This window comes from Pseudoduganella sp. RAF53_2 (genome assembly GCF_052113985.1).
GTDB lineage: Bacteria > Pseudomonadota > Gammaproteobacteria > Burkholderiales > Burkholderiaceae_D > Rugamonas.
Genome location: NZ_JBFRDW010000125.1, coordinates 1 through 11,068, shown reverse-complemented (window position 1 = coordinate 11,068; position 11,068 = coordinate 1). Strand labels below are relative to the sequence as shown.

Sequence of the window (11,068 nt, the reverse complement as noted above, 5' to 3'; positions counted from 1 at the left end):
GCGTCCATACTTCGTGGAGCAGCTGAACGAGCGCGTACCGTTTTACGATGTGCGCCACAGCATCAAGCCGGGCATCACCGGTTGGGCTCAGGTGCGCTATGGCTACGGTGATTCGGTGGACGACGCACTGCAAAAGCTGCAGTACGATCTCTACTACGTGAAGAACAACAGCCTGCTGCTGGACGTGCTGGTCCTGATCGACACCTTCAAGGTGGTGATGTTCAGGGGAGGCCGTTAAGCAGATGGGGCTTATGGAGGGCTGATGCCGACCAGCACCGCCGCATTCAGTTACGCCAGCGCTGCGCTGGCGTTTCTTTTCTTCTGTCTGTTGTTGCTGACCGCCTGGCGCCAGCGGCCGCATAGCCCGGTGCTGGCAATGGCCAGCCTGACGACGGTGGTGTGGGGCGCGGTGATGGCCTGGGTCGGCCTGGAGCCGCAACCGGCCCTGCTGGTCCACGGCGCCGAACTGCTGCGCGACGGCGCCTGGTGCGCTACCTTGCTGGCGCTGCTGGGCCATCTGCGCACGGGCATCGGCAAGCACCGCTCGCGCACCGTCACTGCCATTGCCGCCTTCTTCCTGCTGCTGTTTGTCGGCACCCTGGCCTCGCCCTGGATGCCGCATCTGGTGGGCTTCCACTTTACCGTCGTCGGCCGCCTTGGGCTGGCCGTGCTGGGCATGCTGCTGGTGGAACAGCTGTACCGCAACCGCGGCGTGCAGGAGCGCTGGGCCATCAAGTTTGCCTGCCTCGGCATTGGCGCCATGTTCGCCTACGATTTTTATATGTACAGCGACACGCTGCTGTTCCGCGATCTGAGCGAAGAGTTGTGGGCCGCGCGCGGCGTGGTGAATGCGCTGACCGCGCCGCTGATTGCGCTGTCGCTGGYGCGCAGCGAATCCTGGCCGGCGCAGATTGCCGTGTCGCGCCGCGTGCTGTTCCACTCGGCGGCGCTGGTCGGTTCGGCCATCTATCTGCTGGCCATGAGCTCAGCCGCTTACTACCTGCGTTATGTGGGCGGTTCCTGGGGCTCGCTGATGCAGCTGGTGTTCCTGTTCGGCGCCACCATTCTGCTGGTCGGCATTCTGTTCTCCGGCACCTTCCGCGCCTGGCTGAAAGTCTTCATCAGCAAGCACTTCTACCGCTACAACTACGATTACCGCGAAGAGTGGCTGGCCTTCACGCGCACGCTGTCGCAGCAGGGGCCGGGTCTGGGTGAGCGTACCATCACGGCGCTGGGTGCGCTGGTGGAAAGCCCCGGCGGCGCGCTGTGGATTCGCCGCGATTCGGGAAAATTCGAATCGATCGCYCATGCCCACACCATGCCGCAGACTGCTTGCGAGCCGGCCGACTCCGCCCTGTGCCAGTTCCTGGAGCAAAAGCAGTGGGTGGTGGACCTGGAGGAATACGAACGCGAACGTACCCTGTACGGCGAGATGGAACTGCCGGCCTGGTTGCACGCGTTCCCGCGCGCCTGGCTGGTGCTGCCCCTGCTGCTGCAAGGCCGCCTGTTCGGCTTCGTGGTGTTGCAGGAAGCGCGCAGCCCGGTCACCCTGAATTGGGAAGTGCGCGATCTGCTGAAGATCGCCGGCACCCAGGCTGCCTCCTATCTCGCCCAGCAGGAAGCCGACAGCGCCCTGATGCTGGCGCGCCAGTTCGATTCCTTCAATCGTCTGTCCACTTTCGTGGTGCACGACCTGAAAAACCTGGTGGCCCAGCTCTCTCTGCTGACTGCCAACGCGGAAAAGCACCGCGACAATCCCGAGTTCCAGCGCGATATGATGGAAACCGTGGATCTGTCGGTGCAGAAGATGAAGCTGATGCTGCAAAAACTGAGCCGCACGGCCTCGCCGGAGCGCGCCTCGCCGCTGGAAATCGGCCCGCTGCTGGCCCAGGCTGTGGCGCTGAAGGCGGCGTTTGAACCGCGTCCGCTGCTGGAAATCGGCCAGCCCGGCCTGAAGGTGCTGGCCGAAGCCGAGCGCCTGGAGCGCGTGCTGGGCCACCTGATCCAGAACGCCATCGAAGCGACGTCGCGCGAAGGCCGCGTCACCGTGCGCCTGAGCCGCGTGGGCGAAGCGGTGCAGGTGGAAGTCAGTGACACGGGCTGCGGGATGAGCGAAGATTTCATCCGTGAGCGTCTGTTCAAGCCGTTCGACTCCACCAAGTCGGCGGGCATGGGCATTGGCGCCTTCGAAAGCCGCGAATACATCCGCGAGCTGGGCGGACAGCTGCAGGTGCGCAGCAAGGTTGATCAAGGCACCACTTTCACGGTCAGTTTGCCGCTGTACCGTCAGCAATCCATAGAACAAGCCGCATAAGAGGACAAGTGTGAGCCAGACCAAACCGAAGCTGCTGATTATTGAAGACGACCCGGGACTGCAAAAGCAGCTGAAGTGGAGCTTCGATGAATACGATGTCGTGGTAGCGGGCGACCGCGAGGCCGCGCTGGCCCAGCTGCGCCGCCATGAGCCCGCCGTGTGCACCATGGACCTTGGCTTGCCGCCCGATCCGGACGGCGCCACCGAAGGCCTGGCGACCCTGCAATCGATTCTGGCGCTGGCGCCGGACACCAAGGTCATCGTCCTCACCGGCAACCAGGACCGCGCCCATGCGGTACAAGCCATCGCCATGGGCGCCTACGATTTCCACCAGAAGCCCTGCGAGCCGGAACTGCTGTCGCTGGTGATCAAGCGCGCCTTCTTCCTGCACGGACTGCAGCAGGAAAACCGCCGCATGCAGCAGAACCAGGCCGACAGCCCGCTGGCGGGCATCATCAGCCGCGACCCCGGCATGCTGAAGGTCTGCCGCCAGGTGGAGAAGGTCGCCCCCAGTTCGGCTACCGTGATGGTGCTGGGCGAATCCGGCACCGGCAAGGAAGTGATCGCCCGCGCCCTGCATGCGGGCAGCCCGCGCGCCAAGGAGCGCTTCACGGCCATCAACTGTGCGGCGATCCCGGAAACCCTGCTGGAATCGGAACTGTTCGGTTACGAGAAAGGCGCCTTTACCGGCGCGGTAAAACAGACCAAGGGCAAGGTGGAAATGGCCAACGGCGGTACCTTCTTCCTCGATGAAGTGGGCGATATGCCGATGCCGCTACAGGCCAAGCTGCTGCGCTTCCTGCAGGAGCGCGTGATCGAGCGTGTCGGCGGCCATGAGGAAATTCCGGTCGACGTGCGCATCGTGTGCGCCACCCACCAGAACCTGAAGGAACTGGCCAAGACCGGCCGCTTCCGCGAAGACCTGTATTACCGACTGTCGGAAATCGTGTTGACCATACCGCCGCTGCGCGAACGCGAAGGCGATGCGGTGCTGCTGGCCCAGCACTTCAAGAACCGCTTCAGCACCCAGGAGGGGCGCGGCAATCTGCACTTCACGCCGGATGYGCTGGCCCAGATCAGTCACCATGAGTGGCCGGGCAACGTGCGGGAAATGGAAAACATCATCAAGCGCGCCGTCATCATGGCGGACGGCCCGGCCATCACGTCGGATGATCTGGGACTGTCAGGCGCGCCGGAAGAAGAACAGCCGTTCAACCTGCGCCAGGTGCGCGACGAAGCCGAGTACAAGGCCATCGTCAAAGCGCTGGCCCAGGTCGAGGGCAATATCGTCAAGGCTTCCGAACTGCTGGGCGTGAGCCGCCCAACCTTGTACGACCTGATGGAACGTCACGCAATCAAGGCTTCCGCTTCCTGACTCTCGCTGCTGCCGGAACGGCGGCGGCGCTTGCGTTTCGGCGCCACCGCTTTCAGATTGCCCGCCAGGGCCAGCAGCATGAACAGGATGGTCAGGCGCGGCACGTCCGTGATGGAGTCGAACAGGCCCACCATCATGCAGCCCGTCATGGCGGCCAGGAACACGGCCGCCTGCAAGTCCCCACCCAGTCCGCGCGCCACCAGCGGTGCACCGACCGCGATCAGGAAGAAGGCCGTGACCACGGCGCCAATCCATCCCAGCTCGAATACCTGATTCACCGCGAAGTTCTTCACGTGGAAAGGCATGTGGTTACGGTCGCTGCTGAAGAACCAGTAATCGTTGGCGTCGCTGAAGTTGCCGTTCCTGATCAGTTCACGGCCCGTATCCAGTTCGCGCAGGCTGACGTTGTCGATGTCCAGCAGGCCACCGGCATCGCTGGACAGTTCCAGCTGGATCGGCGGACCAAACGGTCCGCGGCTGCCCGCTTCAATCGTCACTACGCTGCTATTGTGTTCCCAGCCTTCCTTCCACTGCTTCTGCTGCTCGGGGAAGCGGATCGGCGTGCAGTTCTGCGGATAGATCAGCCAGCGTTCGCACACCAGGGCACGCAACTGGATGGTCTTGTTGGGGCGGCGTGTATCGACCGACAGCTCGTAGTGCTTGCCGGCCTGGACGTCCACGTGCTGCAGCATGCGCAGCACTTCGCCGTAGCCGAGCGAGAACTGCGTGGCGCCGAAGCGCAGGAAGCGGTTGTTGCCGTTTTCTTCTTCGTAGCGGAAGGTGCCGGGCATTTCGCCGTGGGTGTTCTTCCACAGATAAGTTTCGGGATAACGGCCCAGGCCCTGGCCGAAGGCCTGGGTCAGGCCATCGCTGTCCATCATGTCCAGCGCTTCGCTCCAGTGCGTGAGACGTACGCCCATATCATCGCCCACGGTCGCGAAGCGGCTGCCGGTGTAATAGCTGCCCGCAATCGGAATCAGGGTGCCGAACACGATGGCGGCAAAGAAACCCATGGTCAGCGTGCCGCGGTCCAGACGCCACAGGCGCTGTGGCAGCAGGCGGCTGGCCGCCAGCGCTGCGGCCACGGCCAGCACCAGGGCAATATCGGGCAGGGCGGCATTGCCGGACCAGTGATATCCGACCATCCCGCTGGCGACGCCAATGGCAGGCAGCGCGCCGAGCGCCAGCGCCAGGCCGAGTGGCCGCTGTTCTTCGCGGCCGAACACCAGCAGGCCGGTACCCGCGGCGCACACGGCGCCCGCCAGCAGATAAGCCATATACGCATTCTTGTCGGTGGCGGCGCCGCTGGCCAGCATTTGCAGCAGACCGTCGGCGGCCAGCAGGGCAATCGCGACGCCGATCGCCACCAGCCAGTGGCGCAGGCGCGGCTCGGCTCCCGCGACGACAATGGCCGCACCCAGCAGACCAAGGCAGGCCAGCAGGCCGCGATAGCCGCTGCTCTCGAATACGCGCACCAGCACGAAGGCCAGCAGGGCAAGCAGCAGCAGGGGCGCCGCCATGGTGCCGGCGCGCAGCGACCCGCTGCGCACATGGTGGGCGGAGCTGAGCACGGCGATAACGCCGCCGGCTGCGGCATAGGCGAGATAGATGTCGCGCGAGAAGGTGGTGAAGCCGGCGAAGATCCCCAGCAGCAGGCAAATCAGGCCAGCCGCCAGCCGCGCGTGGTGATGGTGGGCGCCAATCAGCCACAGGGCGACGAAGGGGAAGGCCATCGCCAGATAGGCGTCCAGCGCCGCGCCACCGGTGTGCATGGCGGAGAACGGCGCGGTAGGACGGTAATCGCTGGCGAAGTTGAACAGGCCTGGGAACACATTGCGCTCCCAGATCACGGCCAGGCAGGCCGCRCACAGGCCGAGCAGCATGCCYGGCACGAACAGGCGGCGGATATTGGCGCCGTCCGTACCCGCGCTGTGGCGCAGCAGGGGCAGCAGGGCCAATGGCCACAGGAAGCCCTTCAGCACGCGCAGGCCGTTATAAGGACTCATATAGTTGGCGAAGGCATTGCCATCCATCGGCGCCAGCGGCAGTACGCCGCGCACGGCGCCGATCAGCACTGCCACCATCAGCAGGGCCAGCGCGCCGGCCGCCATGCCGGGCAGCCTGGTGGGAGGCTTGTCGCGGCCCATGCGCGCGTAGCCGGCAACGCAGGTCGCCAGCAGCAGCATGTCCAGCTCTTCGAGGTAGAACCAGCCGGTCCAGGGCGCGAAGTCCAGCACCGGAAGCAGGGCCGGCACCAGCAGCAGCCACCATTCGGGGCGGTACAGCAGCACGCCGATATAGGCCGCCAGGCCAATGCCCAGCAGTGCTTTCGGGGCGGGATAGTGCAATGCCAGCAGGACGAGCAGCACCAGCGCCGCAAGCGCGCCAAGGCGCGCGGCGATCATTCTTATCATTTGACGGCTTCAGGCTTGGGCGGCTCTTCTTTGGCAGCTTCCGGCGCGCTGGCGGTGGCCGGCGCCGCTGGCTCAGCTTCGGCTTCCGCCGGTTTCGCTTCAGGCGGTGGCGGTTCCACCCATTTTCCAGCGCTGACCAGCATCTGTTTCAGAGCAGGCAGCGGGAAGCCGGCGGCGTAAGCTTTCTGCGCATGCGGCAGTGCGGCCACGAACTTCTTCTGCTTGGCGTAAATCAGACCAAGGTTGTAGTTCACGGCAGGATCGTCGGGTTCCAGCTCCGCGGCCTTTTCCATCATGGTGACGGCTTTGTCGGTCTGGCCTTTGAAGTACATATATTGGGCGTACAGCGCCCAGGCAGTGCCGTCGTCCGGCTGGAAACGCACGGCGCGCTCGAAATAGCACTCTGGAGGACGCTTCCAGCCCGAACTTGGGTCGACGTCCGGCTTGTTGGGCCGCGTTGCCAGGCGCAGCACGGTGGTCAGCGCACGCGGGTGGTTGGGGAAAGCACGCAAGGTGTAATCCAGGTCGTCCGTCAGACGGCCGGTATTACCCGCCACGCCGTTCTCCACGCTTTCGGTGAAGTGGGCGCTTTCCACCAGATGCTTCGCTTCGGGATTAGGCAGGCGATAGTCGAAGGGGCCGTAGGCATTTTCCAGATTGCCGCAATACGGCCCTTTGGCTGCGCTGGCGGCGCCGGCTACGAGTACCAGCAGCAGTGGCGCCGCGGCTTTTGTCAGGAATTTGTTCATGCGTCCTCCATACTGCCTTCGGTGGCCGGGCTGGTTTGCTCGGCCAGGGTGATGTGTTCCAGCAGGCGGCCCAGTTCGGCCGTGCGTGCGCGGCGCGATGCGCCTGCCACGGCGGCCGCTGTGGCCAGCGGCGCCTGGCCTGCTTCCGCCAGCTTCAGGAAGCGCAGCAGGCCGGTCCTGATGCCTTCCTTGCTGTCCAGCGGCGCGATAGTGTCCACGCCGGCCGCGCGCAAGGCGGCAGCGGTGTCGCCAATGGCATCGGTCAGCGCCAGGATAGGGCGGCGGGCGCGCAGATATTCGTACAGCTTGGCCGGAATCTGGTGATTGCAGTTGGTAGCCTGAAGTACCAGCAGGCCGTCGGCCGTCAGCATTTCGGTCAGCGCGTCGCGGTAGGCGATGTGCGGCGCCAGACTGACTACGCTGGCGATGTCGTATTTCGCGATCAGGCCGTTCAGGTAATCGTCATGTGCCGTGGCGCGCAGCACCACCTGCAGGCGCTGCGGCGTGATGGCGCCTTCTTGCAGCAGTTCGGCCAGCGCTTCGAACATCGGCACCGGGTCGCGCTCGGACGGATAAATGATGCCGCTATGGATCAGCGTGAAAGGCCGTCCGGCAGGGCGCTGGTAGGCCTCTGCGGCCGCGGCGGCATTGGTGAAGTTCTCTTCGTCGTAGCCGTTCTCGATCACGACAAAGCGGCTGGCCGGTATCTTCGGGTAGCGCTTGGTGTAAGTGACGATGGCGCCCGGCGTGGTGCACACGGCCACCGTGCAGTTGTAAATCGTGCGGTCTTCGATCCAGCGGAAGACTTTGCGCGTGGTGGGATTGGTGGGATAGTCCACATCCGTCATCGGATCGCGCAAGTCGGCAATCCAGGGCAGGCCGGTCAGCTTGTGCAGGGCATAGCCGATCAGATTGGCGGTGGCGATCGGGTAGGTCGACCAGATCACCTGCGGCTTGTAGCGGCGGATCATGCGCAGGCCGGCCGGCACGCCGCCCAGGACCCAGGATACCCAGCGGTCCGGCAGCGCGGTCCAGCCCAGGTAGCGGCCACGGAAAGCCAGCTGGCGCGAGGAATCCAGGGCGAAGGCGCGCTCCACCACCGCTTCCTTCGCAATCTCGCCCATCTGGTCGTCGCCGCTATTGGTGTAGGCGCGCGGATGCGCGGACAGCACCAGCGGCTGCCAGCCCAGGGCCGGCAGGTATTGCGCAAACTTCAGCGTGCGCTGGATACCGCTGCTGCCACGCAGCGGCGGGAAGTGGAACGCGATCATCAGGACACGCTTTACCATGCGCGCACCCATTCACCGGTCCATGCGGCCACCTGGTCGCGCCATTCACGGCGCGAGAATGTGTGGTCGGCCGCCTCCAGGGTGTGCTGGCGCGCGCGCGGCGCAGCCATCAGACCCTGCCAGCGGCGGTTTGCCTTCGTCATGTCGAGAAACTCCTGTGCCGTCAGATCGGCGCCACTGAAAATGAAAAGAACCTGCCCGCCGAAGCGCTGCATGCCATCCAGCATGCGGCCATGCAGGCCGGGGCCGCCCGCCGGCGCGCCGATCGAATACACGGGTGCCGGCGTGGCCGCTGCCGGTTCGGCGGCGGGCGCCGCCTCCGCTTTGCCGCGCGCCTGGCCCAGCACGCCAAAGAAGGAACGCAGCGCGGCGCCGGCATTGAACTGGCCGGAGAAGATCTTCTTCCACAGCGCCGGCGACAGCAGGCGGTCGCGGTAATAGTGTTTCAGCGTGGCGCGCGCCAGGCCGTCTTCGGTACGCGCCCAGGGATTGAGCAGCACCAGGCCGGTGACGCGTGCATCGCTGTGGGCGTAGAACATGGCGGCCGATGCGGCGTCGCACAGGCCCCAGATCACCACTTCTTCCAGGCCGGGCACGGCTTGCTGGAAGGCGTCGATGGCGGCGCGCAGATCTTCTTCCACCATCTCGAAATTGCGCATATCGCCGCTGCCGTCGCCCATGCCGCGGTAGTCGAAACGCAGCGCCGGAATGCCCTGCGCGGCCAGGTCGCGCGCCAGCAGGGCGAACTGGCGGTGGCTGCCGGCGCGGTACTGCGGGCCGCCGACCACGATCAGCACACCGCGCCGCGCAGGCGCAGTGGAAGGACTCAGAATACCCACCAGCTGCTCGCTGCCGCAGCTGAAGGCCAGTGCTTGTTCGTCAGCTTGCATACATGGCCTCGTGCAGCGCAGTAGTGGTGGCCTGCAGCAGTGCGGGCGCTTCGGCGATTTCCTGGCTGGCCCAGAAGGCCGGGCCCGGCACCGCATGGCCGGTGGCGTCGGCACCGTTGACCTGCCAGGTCTGCAGCACGCGCGCGGCGGCCGGCGGCAGTGGGCGGCCCGGTTCGGCCACCATTTCAAACCAGTGGATGGGGCACAGCGGCGGCATGATGCGCGTGGCGTCCATGCTGTCGATGGCTTTGGCCAGTTCGGCCGACAGGGTGTAGCCGGCAATCTCCAGCGACTCGCCCTGGTCCAGCAGGGCGCGCAGGGCGGCCGTGCCGCCGTTCTGCTGGCCGTCGGTCAGCATCTGGGCCGCCACTTTCAGGCGCAGGAACTGGGTCAGGAAAGCCTGGCCGCTGGCGACCGGCTGCCACAGCAGCATGGCGGCCGGCATATGCGGCGACTGGCGCGCATAGTCGAGCGCCAGCAATGCGCCCAGGCGCAGTCCCCACAGACCGACCGGCTGCAGCAGGCTGTCGCCCAGCTTTTGCTCCAGCCAGCGTTCGGCACGCGCCACGTCGGCCAGCCAGGTTTCCCAGCGTGCTTCGCTGAAGTCGCCCGCGCTGTCGCCGCAGCCGTGCAAGTCAATCTGCAAAATGGCATAGCCCTGCGCCGCCAGTGCGCGTGCCTGCTGAGCGGCCATGCGGCGCGCCTTGTTCATCTCTTCCGCAAAGGGATGCAGGTAGATGAAGGCGCCGCGGCATGGGCCATGCGGCGCGTGGTACAGGCAGAAGCGCGCTGCTGCACCGCCGTCCAGGAAGAACGGGTGGGCAGGCGGCGCAGGATGGGTGGTCATGCCGTCAGCTTGTGTTTGACGAAGGCAGCCAGGCTGCCCAGGGTGGCGAAGGTGGAGGCGCTGATTTCGTCATCGTCCACGGTGAAGCCGAACTGCTCTTCCAGCGCGCCGATCAGCTGCACCACGGCCATCGAGTCGAGCTCGGGGATGCTGCCCAGCAGGGCAGAGTGTTCGTCCAGCTGCCGGCCGGATGGGCCGAGGGCCAGCGTGTCGATCAGGATGGTTTTTACTTCGTCGAGATACTGCATTGATTAACTCCGTTACTCCGTGGTCTGGGGTTGCGCCAGCTCGGCGGCTGCGGCCGGCGCGGTTTGCGCGGCTGGCTGGACGGGCTGGGCATGGCGATTCTGGATCAGGCGATGCAATTGCAGCAAGCCTGGCCAGCGGTAAAGGTTGACATGGTACATGGTCCGGATTTCCTCGGTCCAGCGGGTATGCCAATCCATGACCTTGCCGTAGAACTCCAGGCGCGCGAAGCGCTGATCGTTGAACAGCTGCTGCACGCATTCCTCGCGCATCAGCAAGGTCGGCGACAGGCTGGAAGGCACCGACTCGTCATAGGTGGTTTTCAGCACGATGATGCAGCCATTGCCTTCAATGCAAAGATCGGTGGCCACCAGCTGCTCGCCGAACCAGTAGCGGTAGACGCAGGCGGCGCCGCGGCGGGCAAAGTTCTCCAGCATGCTGGTGTAGAAGCGGCCCTGGGCATTGTCCGGATGGACCGCCGTGCCGCGTTCCGCTTTCCAGCCGGCGCTTTCCAGCCGGCCGTAATCGGCAATGGCCTGCGCCATCTGTTCCGGGGCGCGGAAGGCTTCCAGGCGCGGCACCGTGCCTTCCTTTTGCAGCTTGGAGCGCTGTTTTTTCAGGTTGCTGCGCAGGTTCTTGCCGCGCGCATTCCAGTAATCTTCAAACGTTCCGGCCAGGGTGACGCGGGCGGTGCGGATGTAGTCGGCCGTATTCAGCTGGCCGCTTTCGCTGGGACGCTGTTCCAGCTGCGGATCGCGCTGGGTCAGGCCCAGCATCAGGGGCAGGCCGGGCAGGGCGCGCAGCAGGGATGCCAGCAGTTCCTGCAGATCGGCGGCTGGGTCGTGCAGCCACAGGCTGAGGGGCGACTGCGAAGGCTGGAAGGTTTCCCAGGCGCCGCGGCGTTTGCGCACGACGATGCCCATGGCAACGACACGGCCATGGCG

10 protein-coding genes are annotated in these 11,068 nt (G+C 65.4%); 3 read left to right on the top strand and 7 right to left on the bottom strand.

What is annotated here, in order from left to right; translation table 11 throughout:
- From AB4Z11_RS09965 to prsR, 3 genes are all read left to right on the top strand, one after another.
- On the top strand, window positions 1-238 hold a 238-nt coding region (locus AB4Z11_RS09965; RefSeq protein WP_442024939.1), incomplete at its 5' end, for a sugar transferase.
- Between the two features lie 24 nt (window positions 239-262).
- Window positions 263-2,314: an XrtA/PEP-CTERM system histidine kinase PrsK gene (gene prsK, locus AB4Z11_RS09960; RefSeq protein WP_442024937.1), complete on the top strand. Its 2,052-nt coding sequence runs from the start codon at window positions 263-265 to the stop codon at window positions 2,312-2,314.
- A gap of 10 nt (window positions 2,315-2,324) precedes the next feature.
- Complete coding sequence (gene prsR, locus AB4Z11_RS09955) at window positions 2,325-3,689, top strand: PEP-CTERM-box response regulator transcription factor (protein ID WP_442024935.1); 1,365 nt, start codon at window positions 2,325-2,327, stop codon at window positions 3,687-3,689.
- Here the strand turns inward: prsR and AB4Z11_RS09950 are convergent.
- The 7 genes from AB4Z11_RS09950 to AB4Z11_RS09920 form a co-directional block, all read right to left on the bottom strand.
- Window positions 3,662-6,103: a hypothetical protein gene (locus AB4Z11_RS09950; RefSeq protein ID WP_442024933.1), complete on the bottom strand. Its 2,442-nt coding sequence runs from the start codon at window positions 6,101-6,103 to the stop codon at window positions 3,662-3,664. The genes prsR and AB4Z11_RS09950 overlap by 28 nt on opposite strands.
- On the bottom strand, window positions 6,100-6,852 hold the full coding sequence (locus tag AB4Z11_RS09945; RefSeq protein ID WP_442024931.1) for a tetratricopeptide repeat protein: 753 nt from the start codon (window positions 6,850-6,852) through the stop codon (window positions 6,100-6,102). Before AB4Z11_RS09945 ends, AB4Z11_RS09950 begins: the two co-directional genes overlap by 4 nt.
- Window positions 6,849-8,141: a glycosyltransferase gene (locus tag AB4Z11_RS09940; RefSeq protein WP_442024929.1), complete on the bottom strand. Its 1,293-nt coding sequence runs from the start codon at window positions 8,139-8,141 to the stop codon at window positions 6,849-6,851. Before AB4Z11_RS09940 ends, AB4Z11_RS09945 begins: the two co-directional genes overlap by 4 nt.
- A complete protein-coding gene (locus AB4Z11_RS09935; RefSeq protein WP_442024927.1) occupies window positions 8,135-9,031 on the bottom strand; it encodes a hydrolase 1, exosortase A system-associated in 897 nt (298 codons plus the stop codon). Before AB4Z11_RS09935 ends, AB4Z11_RS09940 begins: the two co-directional genes overlap by 7 nt.
- Entirely contained in the window at window positions 9,021-9,878 is an 858-nt protein-coding gene (locus tag AB4Z11_RS09930) for a hydrolase 2, exosortase A system-associated (RefSeq protein WP_442024925.1), read from the bottom strand. The genes AB4Z11_RS09935 and AB4Z11_RS09930 overlap by 11 nt, the downstream gene beginning before the upstream one ends.
- The gene (locus AB4Z11_RS09925) at window positions 9,875-10,126 is read right to left on the bottom strand and encodes an acyl carrier protein (protein WP_442024923.1); all 252 of its coding nucleotides are present in this window, start codon (window positions 10,124-10,126) and stop codon (window positions 9,875-9,877) included. The genes AB4Z11_RS09930 and AB4Z11_RS09925 overlap by 4 nt, the downstream gene beginning before the upstream one ends.
- Window positions 10,127-10,138: 12 nt before the next feature.
- Window positions 10,139-11,068, bottom strand: a 930-nt coding sequence (locus tag AB4Z11_RS09920; protein WP_442024921.1) for a GNAT family N-acetyltransferase, incomplete at its 5' end; no start/stop codon positions are given.

Coding starts and splice junctions, on each gene's coding strand:
- AB4Z11_RS09945 (WP_442024931.1), bottom strand. CDS start 6,852: ATGAACAAATTCCTGACAAAAGCCGCGGCGCCACTGCTGCTGGTACTC.
- AB4Z11_RS09925 (WP_442024923.1), bottom strand. CDS start 10,126: ATGCAGTATCTCGACGAAGTAAAAACCATCCTGATCGACACGCTGGCC.
- AB4Z11_RS09940 (WP_442024929.1), bottom strand. CDS start 8,141: ATGGTAAAGCGTGTCCTGATGATCGCGTTCCACTTCCCGCCGCTGCGT.
- AB4Z11_RS09935 (WP_442024927.1), bottom strand. CDS start 9,031: ATGCAAGCTGACGAACAAGCACTGGCCTTCAGCTGCGGCAGCGAGCAG.
- AB4Z11_RS09930 (WP_442024925.1), bottom strand. CDS start 9,878: ATGACCACCCATCCTGCGCCGCCTGCCCACCCGTTCTTCCTGGACGGC.